Source organism: Kitasatospora sp. NPDC058184 (assembly GCF_042883725.1).
Lineage (GTDB): Bacteria > Actinomycetota > Actinomycetes > Streptomycetales > Streptomycetaceae > Kitasatospora.
This window is the reverse complement of sequence record NZ_JBHVVE010000015.1, coordinates 99,136-123,098: the sequence shown is the minus strand read 5'-3', so window position 1 is coordinate 123,098 and position 23,963 is coordinate 99,136. Positions and strand designations below refer to the sequence as shown.

Below are 23,963 nucleotides of genomic sequence, written 5' to 3'. Positions count from 1 at the left end.
GTGTGTGACGATCACTGCGGGCAGAACGACCCGCGCGGCGGGTGCCGCCGCGACACCACGGGAGACCCGCATGGCCGACCACTATCCGTACCGCATCGCGACCAGGAGCGGGGACCTGACGGTGATCTGGCGGCCCGGCGAGGGCGACGCACCCGATGAGCTCCTCGTCGACGACCTCGGAGGACTCCTCGTCTTCCGGGACATCGAGACGCTGCGGGACCACTGTGATCGCAACGGCCGGGAGCTCGTCTGGGAGGGCGAGGGCACGCTCGACCTGGCCGCCGTACGGCGGTGGGTCGAGCACCCCGAGCCCGGCCCCGGCCCCGGCCCGGTGCCGGCGGGACTGCTGCTGGAGGCGTGGAACTTCTTCGAAGACCTCGCCCACAGCGTGACGGCCGGCCCGCCCCTTCCCTCCCAGGGGCCGGTCCACGACCGCGCCTACGAGAAGGTCTTCGGCGGCGACACCCTCGAACCGGCCGCCGACGAGGAAGCCCTGACGGACGAGGAGACCGCGGCCGTACGGGAACTCCTGCGAGCCGGGCTGGACCTCTGGGAGGACGCCGTGCATCGGTCCGGCGCCGACTGACCGGTGGGGTGGTAGTGGGCCGCTCAGGGCCGTCCGGAGGGCGCGTCGAGCACCGCGATGCCCGTCGGGGTGGCGACGTGGGCGGCCGTCTGGCGGTCCCGGTGGGTGGCGATCAGGCCCGCGTTGCGCAGCGTCGTGGCGTGCTCGCTGGCGCTGGCCATGGAGATGCCGACGAGCGCGGTGAGCTGCCGGGTCGAGCAGCCCGGGTGATTGGCGACGGCGCCGAGCACCGCCGCCCGGGTGTGGCCCAGCAGGGATCCGACGGCGCCGACCGCCGGCGGCGACTCCCGACGGCCGCCGGACGGGAGGGCCGGGAACAGCGGCATGGCCGCACCCTCCTGGAGCCGGGCCACCGGATAGGTGAGGACCGGCTGCGGCACCGCGTCGAGGTTGACGATCGGGGCCTCGACGGCGAACACCGACGGCTGGAGCAGCATCCCCTGCCCGGCCAGGTGCACGTCGGCGTCCAGACCGGAGACCGTCGCGATCTCCAGCACGGGCGCCCGCCAGCGGACCCGCCGCGGGTTGAGGCGCGCGAGCAGCGCCTCGACGCCGCCGCCGAGCAGCTGGCGGGACCGCACCGCCGCGTCGGCCGCCGTCAGGGCCTCGACCTCCCGCCAGTGCGGGACGAGGGCATGGCCGGCCACGTGTTCCAGGCTGTCGCACAACTGCCGCAGCAGCAGCGGGTCGTCGGGCAGCCGGCGGGCCCACGAGGGCAGGGGCTGGTGCCGGGCTGTGTTCTCCAGGCTGGCCCGTACGCGGCTGCGGGGCGTGGCACGGACCTGTTCGATCAGTTCGGCGGGCGTCGCGGCGTTCGCGCCGCTCAGGAAGTCGGTGATCCGCCCGCGCGAGGGCATGAGGGCGAGGACCATGCGCGAGGCGGGCTGCAGGGCGGACAGGGTGCGGTGGCGCCAGGCCCCGAGCCGGACCGGCTGGGTGCGCTCCTGCAGCTGCCGCGCCGCGGTGCTCAGCTCGATGCAGGGCGCCGGTCCGTCGGCGACGCGGGTCCGCGCGAGGTCCTCCATGGTGAAGTGGATGCGTAACGGCACGTCGTCGCCCTCTCCCCAAGCCCGACCGGCGCCTCCGCCGGTGCTGCCGTCCTCCTACGCTCGACGGCCATCCTCGTCGAGGGCGGGCACGCGGGCCAGTAGGGGGACGGGCCGGAATCGGGACCGGGCCGCCGGCCCCGAACGGTTTGATCAGGTGCTGTGCCGTCAGGCGACCGGCCCAGTTCCGCGAGCGCCCAGGAGGCCGGACTGCTGAGCTGTACCGGGAGTCCGCGGCCCGACCGGCCTCCCGCCGCCCCTGGAGGAGGAATCCGTGCCGGACCCGACGACGTCCTACGCCGACCTGCGCGCCCTGGTGATCAACTGCACCCTGAAGCGCTCCCCGGAGCGCAGCCACACCCAGGGACTGATCGACGTCAGCACCGGCATCCTGGAACGCCAGGGTGTCGCGGTCGACGTCCTGCGGGCGGTGGACATCGACATCGCGACGGGCGTCTGGCCGGACATGACGGAACACGGCTGGGAGACCGACGAGTGGCCCGTCATCTACTCCCAGGTGATGGCCGCCGACATCCTCACCCTGGCGGGGCCGGTCTGGCTCGGCGACAACTCCTCCGTCATGAAGAAGGTCATCGAGCGGCTCTACGCCTGCTCCTCGATCCTCAACTCCGAAGGCCAGTACGCCTACTACGGCCGGGTCGGCGGCTGCCTGATCACCGGCAACGAGGACGGCGCCAAGCACTGCGCGATGAACGTCCTCTACAGCCTCCAGCACCTCGGCTACACCATCCCGCCCCAGGCCGACGCCGGCTGGGTGGGGGAGGCCGGCCCCGGCCCGTCCTACCTGGACCCCGGCTCCGGCGGCCCCGAGAACGACTTCACCAACCGCAACACCACCTTCATGACCTGGAACCAGCTCCACCTGGCCCGCATGCTCAAGGACGCCGGCGGCATCCCGGCCCACGGCAACCAGCGCTCCGAGTGGGACGCCGGCTGCCGCTTCGACTTCGAGAACCCCGAGCACCGCTGAGCGGCCGTCCACGGCTCGGCCGAGCAGAACGCGTGCGGGGTATGCCCTCGTGGGGTGAAGAACCCTCGCCGTCGTGAAGACGTCCTCAGCACAGCCGATGCAACCCGCACCCGGGCTTGGTCCTCGCATGTTTTGAACTGCGGCTTCGTGCTCCGGCCGGCACCGACCCCGTGAGGACGAGCCCCGCGCTGTGCGCCGGCACCGGGCGCCGGCCCGCCGCTGGTGGCCGAACGAGCCCCGGACGCCGCACGCGCCCGCCGCTTCCCGTGCTCCCGCACGAACGGGCAGGGCGAGGCGGCCGGCGGAGCGGATCCGGCGGCCGTGGAGCCGGTTCGGTGCGCCGCCACCCCCGCCGATGGGCGGGGTGGGTCCCGGGAGCACGGTGCCGGGCGAGGGTGGGAGCGGGAGTACGGTCCCCGTTCCGATGGGTGACGCCGGGTGACGGGGGCGCTCTGTAGCGTCGGGGGCGTGACCTGGTGGCTCGTCCGCCGTCACCGTTGACTCCCGTTTCCCGTGCCGCCCCCGTGGGGCCGCTGTCCAAGGAGCCTGCCCATGGCCGATCGTCACTTCCTCCACCGCTTCGACTCCTCCGCTGCCACCGGCGACGGCGGGCCGGGGTACGGGCCGGCCCGGTGGGGCCGGCAGGAGGCGGCAATGGTGGACAGCGGAGGGGCGGGCCTGTCCCGGCGGCGGGCGCTGACGGCGGGGGCGCTGGCCGGTGCGACGCTCCTGGGTACCGGTCTGTCGGGGGGCAGGGCGTCGGCCGCGTCAGCTCCGGCGATCTTCTACTCGCCGCACCAGGACGACGAGGCGCTGGGTCTGGCCGGGTCGATCCTGGAGCACAAGGCGGCCGGACGGCCCGTGTACCTGGTGCTGGTGACACGGGGTGAGAACGACGGGCTGGCGAGGCGGATGAACGCCGATCCCTGTCCGATGACCACAGAGGACCGCCGGCATCCGTGCGTGGCCCACGGCCACCACGGGCTGAACTGGCCGACCATACCTGCGAGCGCCAGTGACAGCGTCATCGTGCCCGCCCGGACCGCCGAGTTCATGGCCTCGGCGGCCCGCCTCGGCGTCGACAAGGTGATCAACCTCAAGCTCCCCGACTCCGCGTGGGGCGGGGACGACGCCTTCAAGAAGTTCACCAGCACGGTCAAGTCGAAGATCGCGTCCATCGCGGATCAGTACCCGGGCGCCTCGCACAAGTTCACCGCGGGCTGGCTGGAGGTCAGCGCGACCCACAAGGCGATCACCGACGCGGCCGTGCAGCTGGCGAGGGAGGGCAAGCTCACCGATGTGCGCTTCAACTTCGTCTACGCCTACGACCACGAGCTCCCCGACCGCAGCAGGGGCGCCGCCTACGTGTTGAACATCCCCGACGCCCACATGAAGACCAAGCTCAAGGCCATCGCCTGCTACAACAGCTGGGATCCGTCCAAGAACCTCTACGCGCTCGGCTACCACAGCGTCCCGGAGAAGCTGGAGGGCGCAGCGGCCGACCCGCGCGAGTACGTCTTCGCCCTCCCCAACAACAAGTACCAGTACGGGGACATCGGCCTCGAGGACGGCCCCTACGGCGCCAAGCCGCAGTGGGGGTGGTCCTGACGGGGCCGCCGGGCGCGGTCCGGCGCCCGGGACGGTCGGTCGCCGACCGCCCCGGGCGGTTCGTTTCCTGACCGCCGGTCGGGACTGCGAGGTGATGATCGCCGACCCCGGTCGGACGCACTGTCGCACCCTCGACGAGGCCCGCGCCGTGCTGGGGTCCGCCTGGCTCTTCGCCGGGCTCTGCCTGTGGAACGAGCGGTGTTGCGGACTCAGTGGCGGATCCAGCCCGGGATCCCCCCTTCGGCGTTGCGGCCCTTCTCCAGGAACGCGATGTTGCGGTAGAGGTGCATTCCGGCCAGGGACGGACCGACTCCGCCGGTGGTCTTCAACGGCTGCTCCTCGTAGTGCAGGTCGTCGACGAGCCGTTTGACGAGGCCGAGCGTGGTGCTGTCGCACGCCTCCGGGTCCTCGCTTCCGCCGAAGCCCGGGGCGTAGGAGGTCCACAGGTCCTCGATGACGTAGAGGCCTCCGGCGCGGACGTGGGGGAACAGCGCCCGGAATGTTGTCCTGACGTGTTCGTTGATATGACTTCCGTCGTCGATGACGATATCGAACGGACCGTGCCGTTCGGCGATTTCGATCATCTGGGCGGGGTCGCTCTGGTCCGCCTTCAGTGTGTGCAGGCGCTGTTGATCGAGGCCGCTCTTGTCGTACAGGTCGACGCCGAATACCAGACCGCGCGGGAAGTAGTGTTTCCACATCTTCAATGACCCGCCGCCCAGGGTGGGGTGGTCGTATCCGCCGATTCCGATTTCGAGCACTCGGACGGGTTGGTCGCGCAGCTGGCGCAGGTGGCGTTCGTACAGGGCGGCGAACCAGTGCAGGCCGCCCCACTTGTCCGAGTCGTGGCGCAGGGCCAGCCGGGCGAGTCCGGGGTGGTCGGAGGAGCAGCCGGTGAGGATGGTGCTGGCCGCCGCCATGATCGAGCCGAGCGGGCGAACACCCTCCACTGTCATGGACTCCGGGACGAACCGCAGCTCGGTCCGTCGGTTCGCCGGCCCGCCGGGCGCGGACGGCCCGAACAACTCCCGTACCAGGTCGAGCACATCGTATTCGATGCGGAAGAGTGCGGCCGGGCCGTCCGCACCGTTCAGGCCGACCGGTCGACCGGCTTGGACGAGGAAGGAGGTGCTGACCCGGTCCTCGCCGCGCGTGACGTCCAGGACGACGGTGACCGGATCGGCGTTGCCCGGTGGATCGCAGCGGAACAGGATCTCGTCGACCAACACGGCTGTGAGGTCGGCCAGTTCGAAGGAGTGGACGACGGAGTGCAGGGAGCGGGTGTCGTCTCCGGCCAGCCTGAGACATTCGATGGGTGTGGCCGAATCGACTTTCCTGTCCGCCATGGGATCCGAGAATGTGCTCATCACATGAAATCCCTTTGTCCGAACTCTGTTGGAATGACCGTCGCGTGACACGTTCTCGTGTCCGTTGCTTCCGGTCAAGCTCCCCCGGAATGCGCGTGCCAGGCAATCCGGTGCGATCGGTCCCGGGGTGACGGTCCCGGCCCGGCGTACTTGAATACGGTGTGGCCGAGCTGGACAATCCCAACGAATCACGCCGAATTCGGCGGTCCTCGATGCCTCCAGCCGGTTAGGAGCACTTCGTGCGCATCTTGTTCGTGGTGGCACCCGGGGTCGGCCACCTCATGCCCGCGGTGCCCACCATGTGGGCGGCGCAGTCGGCCGGCCACGAGGTACTCGTGGCCGCGACCGGACCGAGCCTGGACATGGCCGCGCGTTCGGGCCTGGCCGCCGTGGACGTATCCGACGGCGACGCCGCCGACGCCTACCACCGGCTCGGTGTCCGGGTCACGAAGAACCGGCCGGACCGGTACGACCTGTCCGACGCCTGGCGCCGGTTCACCGGTGCGGCGGGCCGGCCGGGCCCGACGGCCGCCGATCGGCCGGACCCCGCGCGCGAGGACGTCGCCGCCCTGGTCCTCGGGGTGGGAGGCCGGATGGTGGACGGCACCGTGGACCTGATCCGCCGGTGGCGCGCGGACCTCCTGGTCTTCACGACCTTCCTGGCCGGCGGTCAGCTCGCCGCCGAGGCCACCGGAATCCCCTGCGTGATGCACGGGATCGGGCTGCCCTACCCGTCCTTCGCCGCGGTGCTGAGCGCGCTGGAGGACGTGCGGGCACGCCACGGGATCACCGGTGCGCTCACCGGTCCGGTGGCGACGGTCGACCTGTGCCCGGAGAGCCTGCGCCCTCCGGACGCCAAGGCCGGATGGCCGATGCGTTACGTGCCGTACAACGGCGGTGCCGTGCTGCCCGACTGGGTGAGCGCTGCGCCGCGGCGCCCACGCATCTGCGTCACCTGGGGATCGGTGCTTCCCGCGGTCGGTGGAACCCCGGTCCTGCGGGACGTGGTCGACGCGCTGGCCGCCGAGGACGCCGAGGTCGTCCTCACCACGGGCGGGGCGGATCTGTCCGGCCTGGGGCCGCTCCCGCCGAACCTCCGTGCCGTCGACTGGGCGCCGCTCAGCGCTCTGCTGCCGAGCTGCGCCGCCGTCGTCCATCACGGCGGGTCGGGCACCACCTTCACCGCACTCGCCAACGGGGTGCCACAGCTGGTCCTGCCCCAGGTGGCGGATCAGCCGGTGAACGCACAAGCGGTGGTGGAGCGGGGGGTGGGGGTGGCGTTCCCCGACCGGGACATCGACCCCGCGGCACTCGCCGACGGCATCCGCCGCGCACTGGCCGACCGGCGGATCCGAGAGGCCTGCCGGCAGGTCCGGGAGGAGATCAAGGCCATGCCCGGCCCCGAGCAGGTCGTCCGGCAGCTGGTCGAGGCCGCGTCATGACCCGCACCGGCCCAGGACCGGTCGGCGCCCCGACCGCGGCACCGGCCGGAGACGCCCCCGTGGGCGCGGCGGCCGGCCCCGGCTGGCCCGCGATCGAACCGCTGCTGCGCGCGGCGGCCGACGAGCACCGGCTGGCGCGGGCCGTCGCCGACCTCGGGCTCGACCGGGTCGCGGAGGTCGTCGTCGAGGAACTGGCCGTGCGGTGCGATCCGGTGCCGGTGGACGGCGCCGCGCACCTCGCCTTCGAGCTCACGTCGGACGGTGAACGGGCCTGTCGCCTCCTCACCGTCGACCGCGACGGGCTGACCTCGAAGCGGGACGGCTGGCAGGCGGCGCCGGTGCGGATCACCCATGACGCCGTCGACCTCCTGCGCGGCCTCTACGGCCCCGGCACCGATCGCCGGACCAGTCGGCGGGTCACCACCTGCGCCGAGCTGAATGCTCCAAACCCGGACCCCGGTGGGCTCACCGCGATCGTCCGCGAACGCCAGCGGTTGGCGGTCGCGGTCCAGGCGGTCGTGGCCGCCTGCCAACGGCACCCGGTCGACCTCGGCGGGCTCTCGACCCGGTTCGGCTCGGACAAGTGGGCCGACCTCCACTGGTACACCCAGCACTACGAGCGGCACTTCGCCCGCTTCCGGAACGCGCCGGTCCGAGTGCTGGAGATCGGGATCGGCGGCTACGACGCACCCGACCAGGGCGGCGCGTCACTGCGCATGTGGCAGCGCTACTTCCCGGCGGGACTGGTCCTCGGGCTCGACATCGTCCCCAAACCCGGTGTTCGGGGCCCCCGCATCGCCACCGCCGTCGGGGACCAGGGCGACCCCGGACTCCTGGACGACCTCGGCCGTCGGTTCGGGCCGTTCGACATCGTCATCGACGACGGCAGCCACCTCAACGCCCATGTGCGAGCCTCCTTCACCGCCCTGTTCCCGCACGTGCGGCCAGGCGGGCTGTACGTCGTCGAGGATCTCCAGACCGCCTACTGGCCCGGCTACGGCGGCACCGCCGGCCCCGTCGCCGGGCCCGGAACCTCGGTCGGCCTGCTCAAGCAGCTCGTCGACGGCCTGCACCACCGGGAGTGGGTGCCACCGGCGGCAGCGCCCGGACCGTCCTACGCCGACCGGCATGCCGTGGCTCTGACGGTCTACCACAACCTCGCCTTCGTCGAGAAGGGCGTCAACTCCGAGGAGGGCGCTCCCGACTTCATCGACCGCGGGTGGTCCGCACCACCAGCGTGACGTCCGCCAAGCCCTCCGGACCGATCCGATCCGGACCGATCCGGACCAGAACCGACCTGCCAGGGAGACAGCCAGTGGATGACTGCGACAGTGACCGGCACCTCTACCTGGACCTCATGAAGAAGGTCCTGACCAATGTCATCTACCAGGACGGTGGGCTCACTCCGGACGGACCGACCGGCTACCAGGCCGAGGAGCGGCACGGAGGGTTGGACTGGCCCGCTGCCGCGCACACGATGATCGGAAGGGAGCGGCTGGACAACCTGCACGACTGCCTGGAGCGGGTCGTCGCGGACGGCGTCGACGGCGATCTCATCGAGACCGGCGTCTGGCGCGGCGGGGCCTGCATCTTCATGCGTGCCTTCCTGAAGGCGCACGGCATCACCGACCGCCGCGTGTGGGTGGCCGACTCCTTCACCGGCATCCCCGAGGTGGGCGCGGACGGGCACCCCCTGGACCGCGAACTGGCCCTGCACGAGGCCAACGGGGTCCTCGGCGTGCCCCAGGAGGAGGTGGCGGAGAACTTCCGCCGCTACGGGCTGCTGGACGACCACGTCGCCTTCCTCCCGGGCCGGTTCCGGGACAGCCTGCCCCAGGCGCCGGTCGAGAAGCTGGCACTGCTCCGGCTCGACGGCGACCTCTACGAATCCACCTGGGACGCCCTGACCCACCTGTACCCCAGGCTGTCCACCGGAGGGTTCGTGATCATCGACGACTACGTCATCCCGGCGTGCCGGGCCGCTGTGCACGACTTCCGTGAGGAGCAGCGGATCGACGACCCGATCCGACGGATCGACGTCTGCGGCGCGTACTGGCGGCGGAGCCTGTGATCGCGGTCCCGGCGGAAGCCGTCACGGTCCACCCGCTCAACGAGCAGTCGCGGGAGATCCTCGACACCGGTGAGGCCGCGGTGTTCGGACTGAGCCCGTTCAACGGGTTCTACCGGCCCGCGACCGTCGAGACCCTGCTGGCCTGGGCCGCCGGAAGGTTTCGGCACGTCGAAGCCGTCCTGCCCGGCTACGAGACGGCCTTCGGCCTCATCGCCTGCGGGCGGGCACCCCGGGAGGCCGCACAGAGCGCGACCCGGGCCGTGCGCAGGATGCGCGCGGCGGCACGGCGCGCCCTCCACGCCTCCGGCCCGAACCCGCACGACCGGGTCAACAGCTGGACCCGGCTCATCAACCGGAAGCGCTACCGCGAGCTGCGCGCGCAGGTCGACGACGCCTTCCGCTCGGACGGCCGGTTACGGGAACTGTGCCGGGAAGCGTCCCGCGGCTACCTCATGACGGTCCTCGGCGGCGAACCGACCCCGGCGCAGATCGAACTCAACCTCGGCTACGTCCTCGCCGAACTCCCGCTCGTCCTGGACCTGCCCGGCATCACGGGGACCCGGACCGCCCTCCTCCTCTACAACCGTCCCTGGCCCTTGCAGCTCGCCCTGTGGAACGGCGAGGTCCCGGCCCTGGCGCCGGCGCCGGGCCACGGCTTCGCCACCATCGCACTGGCCGTCGAGCCGGCCGTGGCACCGGCCGTCGAGCAGGCCGCGCCGCCGAACGCCGGTACCAGAGGAGCCCAGTCGTGACCCTGTCGGACACCGACATCCTCCAGTGGCCGCTGCCCGCGGGGGAGCACGGGACCCCGCCGCCGCTGTACGCCACGCTGCGGCGGGAGCGCCCGGTCTGCCCGCTGCGCATGCCCAGTGGGCAGACCACCTGGCTGCTGACCCGCCACGACGACATCACCGGGGTCCTGACCGACCCGCGCTTCTCCAGGGACCTGGTCTACCCGGGCGCGCCGCGACTGATCGGCGAGGACTTCAACTCCGTGCCCGGGGGCATCTTCAACCTGGACCCGCCCCGGCACACCCGGGTGCGGCAGATCCTCAACCCGCTGTTCAACCGGCGAGCCGCCGAACGGTACTCCACCGCCATCGCGGCGCACGCCGAGGACCTGCTGACGGCGATGGCCGCGGGAAGCAACCCCGCGGATCTGGTCAGCGCCTACACGGCGCCCCTCGCCCTGCGGGTCAGCTGCGGACTGCTCCGCATCCCGGCGGACCGGCGCCAGGCGCTGCACGGCTGCTTCCGTGAGCAGACCAGCCAGAACGCGGACCGGACGGACGTCTCGGCCGCCACCGAGCAGATCGGCGCGCTGGCCGCCGAGATCGTCGCGGACAAGTGGTCCGCCCCCGACCCGACCGAACCGATCGGCGCCCTGATCGCGGCCCGCCAGGCCGAGGAGATCACCTCCGACGAGCTGCACGGTACCGTCAGCTACCTGCTCGTCACCGGGATCGAACCGCTCGTCTCCTCGGCGTCCACGGGCATCGTCACCCTGCTCAGGCACCCCGAGGAGCTGCAGAGCGTCCTCGAAGACCCGCGGCTGTGGCCCGCCGTCGTGGAGGAGGTCCTGCGGTTCCACCACAACGGCTACCTGTCCAACCCGCGAGTCGCGTTGGAGGACACCGAGATCCGCGGCGTGCCGATCCGCGCGGGGGAGTCGGTCGTCACGCCGATGATCGCGGCGACCTGGGACCCGGATCACTACAAGCACCCCCACCGGTTCAACATCCACCGCCGTACGGACGGATCGAGGACCTTCGGCGCCGGCCCGCACTTCTGCCTGGGCGCCTCACTGGCCCGAGCACACCTGAGGATCGCTTTCGAAGCACTCTTCACCCGGTTCCCGAGGCTCATCCTCGCGATCGACGCGGACGAACTCCCCTGGGACGAGGACAACCTGTTCACCCGCCCGCTCGTCCTGCCGGTCGCCTGGTGAGGGGGGCGACAGCGCACGGGCCGGGGTCGGCGGACTACCAGCGCGTCGTGAGGGTTCGAGCGGACCGCGACCGGATCGGTCACGGTCCGCTCGAAGGCCCTGGGCGGGAGAGTGCGTAGCACCGACGCCGCACCACAGCCCGGCGTCCGGGGCCCGCATCGCGCAGTGCGCGGCGCGGGCCCCGGACGGTGAGGCGGGCCCGGGATCAGGCGAAGGTGTTGGTGGACCAGATGGCGTTGCCGATGCCTTCGCCGCCGTCGGCCTTGTAGACGACGAGGTTGCCGTCGTCCTGGAGCTTCAGGAAGGCGCCCGTCGACCAGAAGGTGCCGGAGGCCCAGAGGCCGCGGCTGCCGTCCGAGGTGTAGACGACGGCGTTGCCGTCGGGCTGGATCCGGAGGAAGGCATTGCCGTTGCCGGCGGTGTTGCTGTGCCACAGGACCGCGTTGTCGCTGAGGCGGTAGAGGACGAGGTCACCGTCCCACTGCATGGCCAGGCGGGTGGTCTTCGCGTACACCTGCTGGCCGGCCACGAGCTGGGTGCCGGAGCGGAAGGTGGTGGCGCTCCAGACGGTGTTGGCGACCGTCTCGGCGGCGTTCTTCTTGTAGAGCGCGAAGGTGCCGTCGTCCTGGAGCTTGAGGAACGCGCCGTTCTGGCCCCAGGTGTTGGAGCCCCACAGGGCGCCGGTGCCGGCGGCCGGGTTGCCGTCGTTCTTGTACAGGACGAAGTTGCCGTCCGTCTGCACGTACGCCCACGCCCCCTTGTTCCCGGAGGTGTTGGTGTTCCAGGTGGGCTCGGCGTCGGCGCGGCGGTAGCGGACCAGGTTGCCGTCCGCCTGCATCTCGACCACGGCGGTCTGCGACTGGAACCACTGACCGGGCTTGATCTTGGTGTCGCTGTTCAGCTTCTGGTCCAGGCGGATGGTGCCGGCGGACCACAGGACGGAGCTGCCGTCGGCCTTGACCATGGCCACGTTGCCGTCGTTCCGGAGCTTGAGGAACGCGCCGTTCTGGCCCCAGGTGCCGGAGGCCCACAGGGCGCCGGTGCCGGCGGCCGGGTTGCCGTCGCTCTTGTAGACGACGAGGTTGCCGTCCGGCTGGATGTACGCCCAGGCGCCGTTGTTGCCCGAGGTCCCGCTCGACCACAGGATCCCGTTGTCGACCTGCTTGTGGGTGACGACCAGGTCGCCGTCCGGCCGCATGGTCAGCTTCAGGTCCGCGCCGACGATCGACTGTCCGGAGGTCAGCTTGGTGTCCGACTTGACCGACACGCCGCCGGCGGCCACGGTCGAGGAGACCCATCCGCCGAGGTCGTCGACGCGGGTGGCGGTCGCGCCGGTGCGGGTCTCGGTGGCCGGGGTGTCGAGGCAGCCGCCCTGCCAGGAGCGGGAGGCGACGGCGACGAGTTCGGACTTGCCGCCCGTCTCGCGGATCGTGGGGGCGCCGGTGTCGCCCTTGCAGACCGCCGCGCCGCCGGTGCCGGTGACGCTGATGCCGGTCGCGCTCACGGTGCCGAGGGTGAAGGAGCCGGTGTGGGGCTTCAGCGGGGCCCACTCGTCCTTGGTGCGGCCGTACCCGGCCACCCGCAGGTTCTCTCCCGAGGTGGGGGCGGTCGTGGCGAACGCCGGCGGGGTGATGCCGTCCACGGCGGTGGCCAGGCGGGCCATCACCAGGTCGCGCTCCTGCCGCGGCACCAGCTCGGCCACGTCGGCGGACTTGGCGCCCACCGTGACGGTCGTCTTCCACTTCGGCGCGCCGGCCGCCAGCGTCTGCGGCTGTGCGGGGTCGTCGGAGAAGCAGGACGCGGCGGTCAGCACCCAGTAGTGGTCCACCAGCGTGCCGGTGCAGCCGCGCAGGGCGTCGCCGACGACGATCCGGGCGGTGTAGGCGTACGAGCCGTCGGCGGCGGCGTCGCCGGTCACCGCGCCGGCCGGGGTGAAGGAGGTCATCGTGCCGGCGGCCGCGGCCGCGGCCGCTACCAGCACGCCCGCTCGTCGGGAGCGGAGCGAGGAGTTGCGAGGCATGAACAGGGTTCCCAACGATAAGAGGTGAATTCGGGTAGCGATCGGTCCGACGTGGTCCGGCGGGTTTCCCGCCGGCGTCTTCGCCGACGATCGCGAAGCGCTGTCCTGGAGCACGGAGGGCCTGCGGGGCAGGTCAGCGGTGAGGCTGGCCCGGCAGTTCGGGCCCGTGGTCGCCGAGGCCGGGGACGAGTGAGCCGCCCGCGTCCGACGGAGTCCGCGATCGCGCGGCCTCTGACGGGCCGCCAGGCCGTCGCCCTGCACCCGCTCAGCGGCCTGGAGCGGTACGAGCGGCAGGCCTGCAGCCGGCTCGCCGGCCTGTGCGGCCGGTGGCCCATCGCCGAGCGACGGCAGCCGGCTGCCGAGGAACTCGCAGCGCAGGCCCGGCCGTTCGGCATCCTGGCGGTCGGAGTCCCGCTGTGCGGCCCCGTCGGGCTTCGTGGCGTCGGCCGCCGTCTGCGGGGTGGACGCGGAGGGCGTTCGCACCGCTCGCGGGCCGCGGCGATGCGGGCCGCTCGGATGGTTCGGGTCCCGCTGGTCCCGGTCCCGCCACTCGCGCGGCGGGGCCGGGGCCGGGGGATCAGGCGTGCGTCAAACCGCCTGATCGGAGCCTCACTTGGAGGTGGTGAGCTCCAGCAGGGTGAACGGGCGCTGCTGCGGGTCGGTGAGCTCGCCGACCTTGTTCCAGGTGTTCGGCTTCAGGTCGTGGATCTTGGTCTCGGTGCCGTTCACCATGACCACGTGGACGGAGTAGTCGGAGGTGGAGACGGCGTAGGTCGACGGCAGCTCCAGGCTGAGCCGACCGGACGTGCCGGTGGTGGTGAAGCAGAAGCGGCCGCCGCCGACCTTGTCGGTCTCCGCCATGTTCCGGGCGTCGACCTCCAGCAGGCCCGGGGCGCAGGGCACGAGGACGATGTGGCCGTCACCGCTCTTCAGCCGGATGCCACGGTCCGCGAAGATCTGGTCCGCGCCGGGGTAGGCGAAGTCCTCCACGGCCGGCGGCGGAGTGTCGTCGGCGGTCAGCGCCTTCGGAGCGGCGGCGGTGCCGCCGGGCGCGGCGGCGCTGCGGTCAGCCGCGACGGCGCCCACGACGCCGGACACCGCGACCGTGCCGGCGACCGCGCCGACGATGACCATCTTGGTGATGGAACGCATGAATAAAACCCCCTGATTAGCCGTCAATTGCTGCTGGTTCGCAGCGGACCTGCCGAGTCGGTGCACGTACCGGCGACCTGGTCGAATGGCGTTTCCGGCCACCCCCGGCCACCCCCGGCCCCGACCGGCACCATTGCTATCACGAGCGGGTCGACTTCCGGAAGATCGTTTCCCGCTTCGGAAGCATCTGGAATTCCGCCATGTTCGTGTACGGCCTATATGCCCGGGGAAAAGGTTGTCGCGGGCGGGTGAGCCGTGGACCGAGCCGCTACCGGGTGGTCCAGATCGCCGCGGTCCCGAAGACGACAAGGGACACGAAGACCTGCGCCATCATGGCGGGAGGCCACGTGTTGTCCTCCGACTCGCCCCTCTCCTTCGCCTCCATCAGGCGCTGCGCGAACTTCCTGCGGTGGCCGACCATTCCCACCGGGAAGGCCACCACCGCGAACGAGTACATGGCGAGCACCGCGGCCGCGTCCATGTGCTTCGCGTAGTAGCTGCCGAGGCCGAAGACCACCATCGCGGCCGGCGCCAGCGCCATGCTGATCCGGTGCGTGCGCGTGGGCATTCCCGGTACCAGGACCGCCCAGAACACCGCGGTCGCCAGAATCGCGAGCCACCACCACGAAACGACACCAAGCCCCAACGGATACACCGCACACCCCCCTCGTTCCGGCTGTGGAGCCCGCGTCGGACGCGGGCTCCACAGCCACTGTTCTGTCACGGCCATTCGAACACGGCCGATCACTCACTGCCTAGCGATCACCTGATCAGTCGTCGCTCGAGAACCAGCTGACGACGGACGAGACGGCACTGTGTCCGGCCTTCACCAGCCTCTCGCCGACCTTCTCGGTCACCTTCACGCCGAACTTGGCCGCTTCCGCCGCGCCCTTCTCGATCGCGCCGACCACTCGGCCACCGATCAGGGAGAGGCCGACGGATGCCACCGAGCCGATGAACTTGTCGCTGCTGAAGCCGTAGCCGATCCCGGTGTACAGGGCCGAAGCCACCCCCGTCACCAGCGAGAACGTGCCGACGGCGGCCGCGAAGGGCTGGCCACCCGGAATGAGCATCAGGCCGGCCGCGACGAACCCGCTCCAGGTGCTGACACTGCCCAGGAAGTCTCCGTAGTCCTTGAACAGCTGCTTGTCGTCCTTCGGCGGAGAGCCCGGAGCGGGCTTCTCGGGAGCCGGAGCCGGAGTGGTCACCTTGTCGTTGGCCGGCGTGTTCACCGGGTCGACGTGGTTGGCCTCGTTGGCCTTCGCCTGGGCCGCCGCGGCGGCGGCAGCGGCGGCCTGCTCCTGCGCCCGCTTCTGCGCGGCGATGGCGTGGGCGTCGCTCGCGGCCTGCGACGCCGTGGCGGCGTCCTTGCCCGCCGCGCTCGCGCTGGCCGCGGCCTGCGCCGCCGAGGCCCTCGCGCTCGCCGCCGAGTTCACGGCCTGGTTCGCGGAGGTGGTCGCCTGGGTGGCCGAGTAGTTGGCCTGCCGGTTGGCCGTCTGCGCGGTCGCCGCCGCACTCTTGGCCTTCTGCGCCGAAGCGGCGGCGGCTGCCGCGGAGGCGTCGGCGGCGGCGGACTTGGCCTTGGCGTCGTCCGCGTACCCCTTCGCCTGCTGGGCCGACTGCCCTGCCAGGCTCGCCCAGTGCGCGGCCTCATCCGACGCGTGGCGCGCGTCCGCGGCGATCTGGTACGCCCGCTGGGCGCTCTCGCTCGCGGTGGCCGCGTCCTTCGCGGCGTTGGCGATCATGCTCAGCACGGACGACACGTGCGCGTCGGTGTCCGCGTCCTTCTGCGCCGCCGTGAACTGGGTCTTGCGGACGAACTCGTGCTGCATCCAGGCCGGTCCGGCCAGGGCGACCGCGCCCGCGGCCTTCACGTTGGGCCCGCCGCCGTCCGTGGCGACCACCACGGCCACCCGGTCGTCCTCGGCCAGGGCCTTGGCGTAGCCGTTGGACAGGAAGGCGGCCAGGACCGACACCCGGCCGTCGGCCAGTGCCGCGCCGCCGTCCCGCTGGACGGCCTTGCCGCCGTCCGAGACCAGGGAGACGGTCCGCACCCGCAGGTCCTCGGCCTGGGCCTGGAGCGCCCCACCGCTGAGGAACTTCTCGACCGCGGTCGGGTCGGTGCTCGCCAGCGTCTTCTGCGCCTCGGTCGCCAGCTTGGCGTTGGCGATGCTCGTGACGGCCAGGATCTTCTCCCGGTCGTCGAGCTGCAGGCTGCGCTGGTAGTCCGACTTGGCCCAGGAGACCACGGCCTCGTCGGTGCCGGAGAGCGCGGCCTGCGCCGACGCCCGGGTCCAGGAGCCGGTGGACTTCAGCAGGTTGACCGCGGCCTTGCGGCCGGCCTGGGCGGCCGTCGCCGTGGCGGTTCCGGTCGCCGCGGCCTGCTTGACCAGGTCCTTCGTCGCGGCGTCCTGCGAGGCGGCCTCGGTCTGCTGCTGGTTGAAGTCCGCCTGGGTCGCCTGATCGTCCTTCAGCAGCAGGTCGGCCTGGGTGACACCGAGCTGCTTGTCCGACTCCAGCTGCACGGCCTCGGCGTCACGGGCCAGCTTCTCGAGCGTCTGGGCCTTCGCCACCGCCGAGGCCGCGGTCTCGGCGGCGACAGCGGCGGCGTCCGCGTGCTGCCCCGCGATCTTCGCCCAGTCCTGGGCCTGGCCCGCGGCGGCTGCCGCGGCGTCGGCTGCCGCGGCGGCCTTCTCCGCGTGGTCGGCGGTCCGGTTGGCCAGATCCTTGGCCTCGCCCGCCGCGGCGGCGGCCGCGGTGGCGAGGTTCTGGGCACGGGTCGCGGCCGCGCTGGCCGTATTGGCCGCGTTGCGGGCGGTGGTGGCCGCGTTGCGGGCGCGGGCCGCCTGCTCGGTGGCCTGGCCCGCGGAACCGGCCGCCTGGGCGCTGGCCTCGGCGGCGGCGGCGGCGTTGTTGGCGGCGCGGGCCGCGGCGGAGCCGGCCTGGCCCGCCCGGGCGCTCGCGTCGGCGGCGGACGAGGCGGCCGACGCCGCGTCCCGCGCACCGGCGGCGGCGTTGCGCGCCAGCACAGCGGCGTCGCTCGCCGCCTTGGCCTGGGACCGGTCGCCCGCGGCGGCGGCAGCGGCGTTGTACGCGCGGCTGGCGGCCTGGCCGGCGGCGGCCGCGGCCGAAGCGGCCGAACGCGCCGCCGTGGCAGCCGTCTTGGCTGCCGCCACCGCCGTGTTGGAGGCGTCGATCGCGGTCTTCGCGGCCTCCGCCGCACCCTGGGCGGCCTCGGCGGCCCGGTTGGCCGCGGCGCCCGTCTTCTCGGCGTCGTCCTTGGTCTTGGCAGCCTCGTCCGCGGCCGTCAGCGCGGCCTGCTTGGCCGTCTCGGCGGCCTTCTCGGCCCGGGCGCCCGCCTCCTGGGCGGCGGCCGTCTCCTCCAGGGCGCGCTTGGTGGCGTCCTTCGCGGTCTGGGCGAGCTGCTTGACGTCGAGCGTCTCCTGGTCCCTCGCCTGGGCGAGGAGCTGGCCGTTCTCCAGGAACCCGCGGATGTCGGCGGGTGTGCCGCTGAGCGCCCGGCCGGCCTGCTTGGTGAACTCCGGGCCGGTGTAGACGTCCATCAGCCGTAGGACGGCGACCCGGTCGTCCTCCTCCTGCGCCTTGAACCGGCCGGTGGTCAGGAAGGCGTCCATGGCCTCGGCGGTGCCGTCGCCGAGCGCCTTGGTCCCGGCCGTGCGGACGGCGACGTCGGCGCCGTCGACGATGGTGACGATCGCCGCCCGGCGGTCGTCCATCATCGGGTTCTGCCAGCCGCTGGTGACGAACGCGTGGAGGTCGGCGTCCGACCCGCTCAGCGCCTTCGTCGCGGCGTCGCGCACGCCCTTGCCGGTGCTGCTCAGCATCTTGATGACGGCGAAGCGCTCGTCCGACGCCTGAGCACGGCTCAGCGTGCTGGTCAAGAACGTGGTGATGTCGGCGTCCGAGCCGACCAGTGCCCGTGCGGCCGCGTCCTTCACCGCGGTGCCGCCGCCCTGCCAGGCTTCGACCACCTGCGCGCGGTAGTTGGCCGGCAGCGGCTCCGGGGCCGTGTCGGACGGAAGTGCTTGGGCGACCGTCGTCCCCATGACGGTCGCGGCCAGCATCATGGCCGTGGCGGACAGGATCCTGGCGCGTGAGCGCCGTGCCGACCCTGCCCTCATTGGCGAGTTCGCCATTTCCCCCTCTTCTTCCCCAATCTCCTGGCCCGTCAGGGCCAGTGTTCACCAGGACAGTTGTCCTGATGCCGCAGGAATCCTAATGCCGGAGAAGGCGGATCGACGGGGCGGAATGATTTTGTCTGGATCGCATGCCAACTGGCTGAATCCCCGTCGGTTTCGGCCACCGATCGCATAGGCCTGCAATGGATTCACCCAAACGGCGGCAAAGGACCGGTTCATCACCCTCGTCCGGTTCACGTACATCCCCCCTGCGCCCCGAATGTCAGAGTGACTGACCCTCAGTATGGCGGCCAGTCACTGAAAGTGATGACAGGATAGGGATTTGCCAAACCAGGAAAAATACAGGAAGGGCACAGGAAGAACACAGGAAGAGTGCCGCTCCGGGGGCGCGAGCATCCGATCCACCGGGGAGCAGCGAACACCACCGTGGTGTTCGCCGAAGCTCGCGAGGTTGCTGAAGGTTTCCGGGGTCGAGTCGATCGGTGCGCCGGCCGCTGTTCCGGAGAAAGGGCGACGGCCGGGCGCGGTGGCGCATCAACTAGCGCATGTCGGTGGGTATTTCGGCGGAGTGTCGTCCTGCTGGGCGGGCGGGAATCCGTCATCACGCACCTGTGTTTCCGTGATCACGTGGTCATCCGAGGGTGCTGTGTTGATCCTCGAGTTCGCCACCGTTTGCCGTGAGGGAAGCGGTTCGCCGGCGTGCGATCGACGCCTTCCAGGCCGCCACCGCACTGGCCTGCTTCCTCCACGTTCCCGATCTCGCCGCGCGCTTCTCGAAGGAGGACCGCGGCGGCGGGTGGCGGCTCGCCGAGAACCCGGCGTCGACCGGCGCGGTCCGAGAGGGAGGCATGTGGCGTGAGGGAACGTGTGGGATCGCCGCAGCTCGGCTGTCCACGGAGGCGGTCACCCGGCGGAGTGGAGAATGGGCGAATCCCGGGCGGGGGCGCTCCGGCGGGCAGTACGGTGCCCGCATGACCGTGCTCGTCCGCCGTCGTCACATCGACTTCGGCCGCATCCACTCCACAGGCTGTCCGGTCATCGTCTGATCGCCCGTTCCAGCCGCCCGGCCGTGCCGTTCCGTTGCGCTCTTCCGTTGCGCTCCGTTCCGAACGGCACCGCCGTGGCGGCCGTCGTTCGCTGCCGCCGCGAGGGTCGGCCGTCGCCCCGGTCGACGGACCCTCCGAGCGGCGCTCCGGACGCATCCGGCGGGACGCGTTCACCCGCTGCTTCGTGCCGCCCGCTCCGTGCTGCCCGCAGCACGGACCCGCGGGCGGGACGGGGCGCTCCCGCGCGTCCCGGCCGACCACGATCCGACCGCACCGAGAGGACAGCCGTCCACCATGACCGACACCGCCACCGACCACTACCTGCGCAACAACGCCGACTACGCCGCGGCCTTCGACGGGCCGCTCCCGCTCCCGCCGGCCCGTCGCACGGCCGTCCTGGCCTGCATGGACGCCCGGCTCAACGTGTACGGCGCGCTCGGCCTCGCCGAAGGCGACTCGCACGTGATCCGCAACGCCGGCGGGGTGGCCACCGACGACGCCATCCGCTCGCTGGCGATCAGCCAGCGGCTGCTCGGGACCCGGGAGATCATCCTCATCCACCACACCGACTGCGGCATGCTCACCTTCGGCGACGACGCCTTCCGCGAGTCGATCCGGGAGGAGACCGGCGTCAAGCCCCCGTGGGCCGCCGAGGCCTTCGCCGACCTGGAGACGGACGTGCGCCAGTCGGCCGCCCGGATCCGCACCAGTCCCTTCGTCCCGCACACGGACGCCGTGCGCGGCTTCGTCCTCGACGTCGCGACCGGCCTCCTCAAGGAGGTCGTGCTCTGACCTGACGGCGTCCCGGTGCGGCGGTCGGACGGGGCCGCCGCACCGGGGCCCGGCCGGCCCGTACGGGAGAGTCGAGGGCGGCGCCGGCCGTCGACTACCCTCCCCCCTCGTGGACGATCACCCCGAACCCCGGACCCTGCGCGTCTTCGTTGCGCTCGCCCCGCCCGACGACGCCAAGGACGAACTGGCCAGGGCCCTGCGACCCGCCTATGCCGGCTACCCGCGGCTGCGGTGGAACCGGATCGAGGACTGGCACATCACCCTGGCCTTCCTCGGCGAACAGTCGTCCGCGGCGGTGCCGCTGCTGCGGTCGGCGCTGGCCGCCGCGGCCCCGTCGCGCCCCGCCCTGCGGCTGGGCCTGCGCGGTGGCGGCTACTTCGACCAGCGGCTGCTGTGGACCGGCGTCGACGGTGACCTGGAGGGACTGCACCGGCTCGCCGCCGACGTCCGGGATCTCGTCAGGTCCTGCGGGATCGACTTCAGGGAGCGGCCGCTGAACCCCCATCTCACCCTGGCCCGCTCCCGCCGCGACGACTCCGTCAGCGTGCCGCTGGCGGCGGCCGGGCTCACGGGGTTCGTGGGCCGGCCGTGGCGGACCGAACGCCTCCACCTCGTCGGCAGCAACATCGGTCGCGGCCCCGGGCCGATCCACTACCGCGACATCGAGGCGTGGCGGCTCGGCGTCGCCGCGGCCCCGGCCTGAGGCGCCCGGGGGGGCGTAGGCCGGGGAGCCGGGTGCCTGCACCGGCCGACGGGTACGTGCCTACGGGTGCGGCTCCGTTCGATGTCGCACGGTTTTTCCGCCGTCCGTGATCGATCGGCGGATGTGACATCGGTCACACGCGTTCCGGCCGTCGGTCGGCCCTCGTTCGCAACACGCCGATCCGCAGGTCGAATTCGCGACTCGGAGTCCCCGGCGCGCCGGGTGGGCGTCCGAAACGATCTCGCTGCTGACGGTGGATTGGCCCTAGCCTGCCGGGCATGTCCCAGAACACGAACATCCCCGGTTTCCCCGGGGGGCCGACCGCTGCGGTCGGCGACTCCGCCAAGGTGCAGCGCCAGGTACGGCAGCAGGCGGGCGTCGGACCGGTCTACGGCGGCGGCGGCACCCTCTTCTCCGAGCCCGTCCTGGTGGTGAACCAGAAGGCCAAGCTGATCGAGCTGACCAACGAGTACTCGGTCTTCGACCAGCAGGGCGCCACGCTGGGCTCGGTGGTCCAGGTCGGCCAGAGCGGCCTGCGCAAGGTGGTACGGCTGCTCTTCTCCATCGACCAGTACCTGACCCACAAGCTGGAGATCCGCGACGCGCAGGGCACCCCGGTGCTGCTGCTGACCCGTCCGGCGAAGTTCATCAAGTCGCGGGTGATCGTGCAGCGTCCGGACGGCCAGGAGGTCGGCCAGATCGTTCAGCAGAACGCCATCGGGAAGATCAACTTCTCGCTGGAGGTCGGCGGTCAGAAGGTCGGCGCGATCAAGGCCGAGAACTGGCGGGCCTGGAACTTCTCCATCGTCGACGGGACGGACACCGAGATCGCCCGGATCACCAAGACCTGGGAGGGTCTGGCGAAGACGATGTTCACCACGGCCGACAACTACGTTCTCCAGATCCACCGTCCGCTCCCCGACCCGCTGCTCAGCCTGGTCGTGGCGACCGCGCTGACCGTGGACACCGCGCTGAAGCAGGACGCCCGCGGCCTCGGATAGCCGCGAACCGGGGAAACCGGGGACTGACGGGCAGGCCGCCCGAGCGTTGCGGGCGGCCTGCCCGTCCCCGCGTTCCGGCTCGGGGGAGGGGGCTCGGGGGAGGGGGCTCGCCGACCGGCCTCTCGAACGCCGCGACGCGTCAACCGGGTTCCGGGCGGTCCCCGGTGCGTGCACTCCGGGCGGGAGGCACCCGTAGGCGATGCCCGGGGGCGGGCCGCCCCCCGACTCAGACGAAGGCGATGACGAGCAGGACGGCCGCCAGCAGGAGAACGACCGTCAGCGCCGGGGCGCCGGTACGCCCGCCGGCCTCGGAGGTGACGGCGATCAGCGAGACGGCGGGGACCGCCAGCGAGAGGAAGACCGCCAGCCATCTGACGGTACCGATGGGAACCCCGGCGACCATGGCCCCCCAGACGGTCGTGAACATCACCGCGAGCCAGCCCGTCGCGGTCAGCGCCGCCCAGGTCGCACGCGCGGTCCACCGCTCGACCGGGTCGGCCGAGCGGAAGTTGGTACGGGTCATCGTGAAGATCCGGGTCAAGTTCGCCACCTGAGCATCCTTTCGAACAACACGGCCGGGCACCAGTGACGGAAGCACACGGCGACCCGGCGTCCGGAGTAAGGGTGACGTCGCGTCGGGCCAGGTCGGCGTGGACCCTCGCCGGCGCGGCCGTGAGGGTCCACGCCCGTGGTCAGCGGGTGACGCTCCAGACCAGGCTGCGGGTCAGCGCCGGGGTCAGGGCCGGGTCGATGACGGCCGAGGTGGGGTCGTTCGCCACGGCCTTGAGCTCGTGGGCCGCGGGCTTGGAGCCGGTGGGGCCGAGGTCGGAGACGGCGATCGACTTGTGGTCGCGCAGGGCCGTCACCTCCTTGCCGTCGAGGTACCAGCGCAGCTTGGTGCCGGAGACCGGGAGGTCGACGGTGAGGTGGTCGGTCGCGGTCAGGCGGGTGGTGACCGGCGTGCTGCTGGAGAGGGTGGAGGCGTGCCGGTAGAAGCCGGCGATCATCGCCTCGCGGCCGGGGAGGTTGAACTCCCGCCCGAGGGAGCGCATCACGGAGTTGTCGGTCGGCCGGTTGAGGCCGGTCGGGTAGTTGCTGCCGCCCTGGTACGCGCCGACGGTGCCGCCGTCGGGCGAGGTCTTCCCGAGCCAGCGGTACCACTTGGCCTTGTCCTGGCGCATCCGGTCGGCGCTCAGGGTGGTGATGTTGGGCTGCGGGGGCTCCGCGCCCTGGTAGGGCCCCGCCCCGTCGGCCCAGTACTCGTCCGCGAGCTTGCCCAGCGAGTGGCCGGTCTCGTGCACCGCTATCTGGCCGGACGCGCTGTTGCCGCCCGCGACGGTGGCGATGCCCTCGTACCCGAGCGGTGACTGGGTGCTGCCGTAGCCGGCCCCGCCGTACTTGGCGGTGTTGGCGACGACGATCACGAGGTCGGCCTGCGGGGCCTTGGCGGCGTAGGTGTCGACGGCCTTGATGTCCACGCACAGCAGCCGCTCGATGGAGTTGCACCAGAAGCGCGAGCCGAGGGCGGTCTTGCGGACGGTGTCCTGCTTCGGGTCGCCGGAGACGCCCGACTGGGCGGAGACGGCGCCCACGGCCCACACGTTGAACAGCTTGCGGTAGGTGGCGTAGGGCTCGACGGCGCTGATGTCCTTCCACTTCGCCGCGGCGTCCTTGCGGAACTTGTCCTGCTCCGAGGCCGTGTAGCCGTCGCCGATCATGACCACGTCCAGCTTGCTGTCCGTGCTCCCGTTGTTGACGATCTTCGTCACGGTGCCGTCCGCCGCGGCGCCGGCCGCGTTCATGACCGGCGCGCCGACGAACGGGGAGGCGGCAGGGACCTTGGTCCGGCTGATGGCACCGTCCTCGGCGAAGACCTCCACGTCCTGGTCCCCCGGGGAGACGGTGACGGAGGCCGGGTCGACCGGGTCGGACGGAGCGGCGACCGCCGGGCCGACGCCGACGGCGAGAGCCGCCAGTGTCATGGCGCCGGCCAGGGTGACCGAGGTGAACCTGCTGGTGCGCAAGAGGGT

Annotated in this window: 19 protein-coding genes; 11 read left to right on the top strand and 8 right to left on the bottom strand. The window is 72.0% G+C overall.

Annotation, left to right across the window (positions count from 1 at the left end):
• Positions 1-70: 70 nt before the first annotated feature.
• Positions 71-586, top strand: a complete 516-nt coding sequence (locus ACFVXH_RS26660) for a hypothetical protein (RefSeq protein WP_387827802.1) — start codon at positions 71-73, stop codon at positions 584-586.
• A 23-nt stretch (positions 587-609) separates the two neighbouring features.
• Here the strand turns inward: ACFVXH_RS26660 and ACFVXH_RS26655 are convergent, their stop codons facing one another.
• Positions 610-1,635, bottom strand: coding sequence for a DUF5937 family protein (locus ACFVXH_RS26655; protein WP_387827799.1), 1,026 nt, complete (start codon positions 1,633-1,635; stop codon positions 610-612).
• A gap of 271 nt (positions 1,636-1,906) precedes the next feature.
• On the opposite strand from ACFVXH_RS26655, the gene ACFVXH_RS26650 reads away from it, so the two are divergent.
• Entirely contained in the window at positions 1,907-2,623 is a 717-nt protein-coding gene (locus ACFVXH_RS26650) for a flavodoxin family protein (RefSeq protein WP_079272196.1), read from the top strand.
• A 552-nt stretch (positions 2,624-3,175) separates the two neighbouring features.
• Positions 3,176-4,231, top strand: a complete 1,056-nt coding sequence (locus tag ACFVXH_RS26645) for a PIG-L deacetylase family protein (RefSeq protein WP_387827795.1) — start codon at positions 3,176-3,178, stop codon at positions 4,229-4,231.
• Between the two features lie 209 nt (positions 4,232-4,440).
• Here the strand turns inward: ACFVXH_RS26645 and ACFVXH_RS26640 are convergent, their stop codons facing one another.
• Positions 4,441-5,598 (bottom strand): hypothetical protein, encoded by a 1,158-nt coding sequence (locus ACFVXH_RS26640; protein ID WP_387827792.1) that lies wholly within the window; start codon positions 5,596-5,598, stop codon positions 4,441-4,443.
• A gap of 239 nt (positions 5,599-5,837) precedes the next feature.
• On the opposite strand from ACFVXH_RS26640, the gene ACFVXH_RS26635 reads away from it, so the two are divergent.
• The 5 genes from ACFVXH_RS26635 to ACFVXH_RS26615 all read left to right on the top strand — a co-directional run bounded on the left by ACFVXH_RS26635 (position 5,838) and on the right by ACFVXH_RS26615 (position 11,059).
• Positions 5,838-7,040 (top strand): nucleotide disphospho-sugar-binding domain-containing protein, encoded by a 1,203-nt coding sequence (locus ACFVXH_RS26635; protein WP_387827789.1) that lies wholly within the window; start codon positions 5,838-5,840, stop codon positions 7,038-7,040.
• Positions 7,037-8,281: a hypothetical protein gene (locus ACFVXH_RS26630; protein ID WP_387827786.1), complete on the top strand. Its 1,245-nt coding sequence runs from the start codon at positions 7,037-7,039 to the stop codon at positions 8,279-8,281. Before ACFVXH_RS26635 ends, ACFVXH_RS26630 begins: the two co-directional genes overlap by 4 nt.
• A 74-nt stretch (positions 8,282-8,355) precedes the next feature.
• The gene (locus tag ACFVXH_RS26625) at positions 8,356-9,111 is read left to right on the top strand and encodes a TylF/MycF family methyltransferase (RefSeq protein ID WP_387827783.1); all 756 of its coding nucleotides are present in this window, start codon (positions 8,356-8,358) and stop codon (positions 9,109-9,111) included.
• Positions 9,108-9,863 carry a tRNA-dependent cyclodipeptide synthase gene (locus tag ACFVXH_RS26620; protein WP_049655871.1) on the top strand — a complete coding sequence of 252 codons (756 nt, stop codon included), beginning with the start codon at positions 9,108-9,110 and terminating at the stop codon, positions 9,861-9,863. Before ACFVXH_RS26625 ends, ACFVXH_RS26620 begins: the two co-directional genes overlap by 4 nt.
• Positions 9,860-11,059: a cytochrome P450 gene (locus ACFVXH_RS26615; RefSeq protein WP_387827779.1), complete on the top strand. Its 1,200-nt coding sequence runs from the start codon at positions 9,860-9,862 to the stop codon at positions 11,057-11,059. The genes ACFVXH_RS26620 and ACFVXH_RS26615 overlap by 4 nt, the downstream gene beginning before the upstream one ends.
• Positions 11,060-11,264: 205 nt before the next feature.
• On the opposite strand, the gene ACFVXH_RS26610 is transcribed toward ACFVXH_RS26615, so the two are convergent.
• The 4 genes from ACFVXH_RS26610 to ACFVXH_RS26595 form a co-directional block, all read right to left on the bottom strand.
• On the bottom strand, positions 11,265-13,079 hold the full coding sequence (locus ACFVXH_RS26610) for a trypsin-like serine protease (RefSeq protein WP_387827776.1): 1,815 nt from the start codon (positions 13,077-13,079) through the stop codon (positions 11,265-11,267).
• A gap of 609 nt (positions 13,080-13,688) precedes the next feature.
• A complete protein-coding gene (locus ACFVXH_RS26605; RefSeq protein WP_053112263.1) occupies positions 13,689-14,231 on the bottom strand; it encodes a hypothetical protein in 543 nt (180 codons plus the stop codon).
• A 268-nt stretch (positions 14,232-14,499) separates the two neighbouring features.
• Positions 14,500-14,799 carry a hypothetical protein gene (locus ACFVXH_RS26600; RefSeq protein ID WP_143204551.1) on the bottom strand — a complete coding sequence of 100 codons (300 nt, stop codon included), beginning with the start codon at positions 14,797-14,799 and terminating at the stop codon, positions 14,500-14,502.
• Between the two features lie 202 nt (positions 14,800-15,001).
• Positions 15,002-18,319: an ALF repeat-containing protein gene (locus tag ACFVXH_RS26595; protein ID WP_387827772.1), complete on the bottom strand. Its 3,318-nt coding sequence runs from the start codon at positions 18,317-18,319 to the stop codon at positions 15,002-15,004.
• 1,412 nt (positions 18,320-19,731) lie between these two features.
• Between ACFVXH_RS26595 and ACFVXH_RS26590 the strand changes: the two genes are divergently transcribed.
• The 3 genes from ACFVXH_RS26590 to ACFVXH_RS26580 all read left to right on the top strand — a co-directional run bounded on the left by ACFVXH_RS26590 (position 19,732) and on the right by ACFVXH_RS26580 (position 21,933).
• On the top strand, positions 19,732-20,229 hold the full coding sequence (locus ACFVXH_RS26590; RefSeq protein ID WP_074002869.1) for a carbonic anhydrase: 498 nt from the start codon (positions 19,732-19,734) through the stop codon (positions 20,227-20,229).
• 109 nt (positions 20,230-20,338) lie between these two features.
• Positions 20,339-20,932 carry an RNA 2',3'-cyclic phosphodiesterase gene (gene thpR, locus ACFVXH_RS26585; RefSeq protein WP_380744965.1) on the top strand — a complete coding sequence of 198 codons (594 nt, stop codon included), beginning with the start codon at positions 20,339-20,341 and terminating at the stop codon, positions 20,930-20,932.
• A gap of 278 nt (positions 20,933-21,210) precedes the next feature.
• Positions 21,211-21,933, top strand: a complete 723-nt coding sequence (locus tag ACFVXH_RS26580) for an LURP-one-related/scramblase family protein (protein WP_079272189.1) — start codon at positions 21,211-21,213, stop codon at positions 21,931-21,933.
• A 226-nt stretch (positions 21,934-22,159) separates the two neighbouring features.
• On the opposite strand, the gene ACFVXH_RS26575 is transcribed toward ACFVXH_RS26580, so the two are convergent.
• Together ACFVXH_RS26575 and ACFVXH_RS26570 are read right to left on the bottom strand one after the other, a co-directional pair.
• Positions 22,160-22,483: a hypothetical protein gene (locus ACFVXH_RS26575; protein WP_074002867.1), complete on the bottom strand. Its 324-nt coding sequence runs from the start codon at positions 22,481-22,483 to the stop codon at positions 22,160-22,162.
• Positions 22,484-22,625: 142 nt separating this feature from the next.
• The gene (locus ACFVXH_RS26570) at positions 22,626-23,957 is read right to left on the bottom strand and encodes a M64 family metallopeptidase (RefSeq protein WP_375872959.1); all 1,332 of its coding nucleotides are present in this window, start codon (positions 23,955-23,957) and stop codon (positions 22,626-22,628) included.
• Positions 23,958-23,963: the final 6 nt, after the last annotated feature.

Coding starts and splice junctions, on each gene's coding strand:
- ACFVXH_RS26645 (WP_387827795.1), top strand. CDS start 3,176: ATGGCCGATCGTCACTTCCTCCACCGCTTCGACTCCTCCGCTGCCACC.
- ACFVXH_RS26610 (WP_387827776.1), bottom strand. CDS start 13,079: ATGCCTCGCAACTCCTCGCTCCGCTCCCGACGAGCGGGCGTGCTGGTA.
- ACFVXH_RS26640 (WP_387827792.1), bottom strand. CDS start 5,598: ATGAGCACATTCTCGGATCCCATGGCGGACAGGAAAGTCGATTCGGCC.
- ACFVXH_RS26600 (WP_143204551.1), bottom strand. CDS start 14,799: ATGCCCACGCGCACGCACCGGATCAGCATGGCGCTGGCGCCGGCCGCG.
- ACFVXH_RS26580 (WP_079272189.1), top strand. CDS start 21,211: ATGTCCCAGAACACGAACATCCCCGGTTTCCCCGGGGGGCCGACCGCT.
- ACFVXH_RS26630 (WP_387827786.1), top strand. CDS start 7,037: ATGACCCGCACCGGCCCAGGACCGGTCGGCGCCCCGACCGCGGCACCG.
- ACFVXH_RS26595 (WP_387827772.1), bottom strand. CDS start 18,319: ATGATGCTGGCCGCGACCGTCATGGGGACGACGGTCGCCCAAGCACTT.
- ACFVXH_RS26605 (WP_053112263.1), bottom strand. CDS start 14,231: ATGCGTTCCATCACCAAGATGGTCATCGTCGGCGCGGTCGCCGGCACG.
- ACFVXH_RS26660 (WP_387827802.1), top strand. CDS start 71: ATGGCCGACCACTATCCGTACCGCATCGCGACCAGGAGCGGGGACCTG.
- ACFVXH_RS26590 (WP_074002869.1), top strand. CDS start 19,732: ATGACCGACACCGCCACCGACCACTACCTGCGCAACAACGCCGACTAC.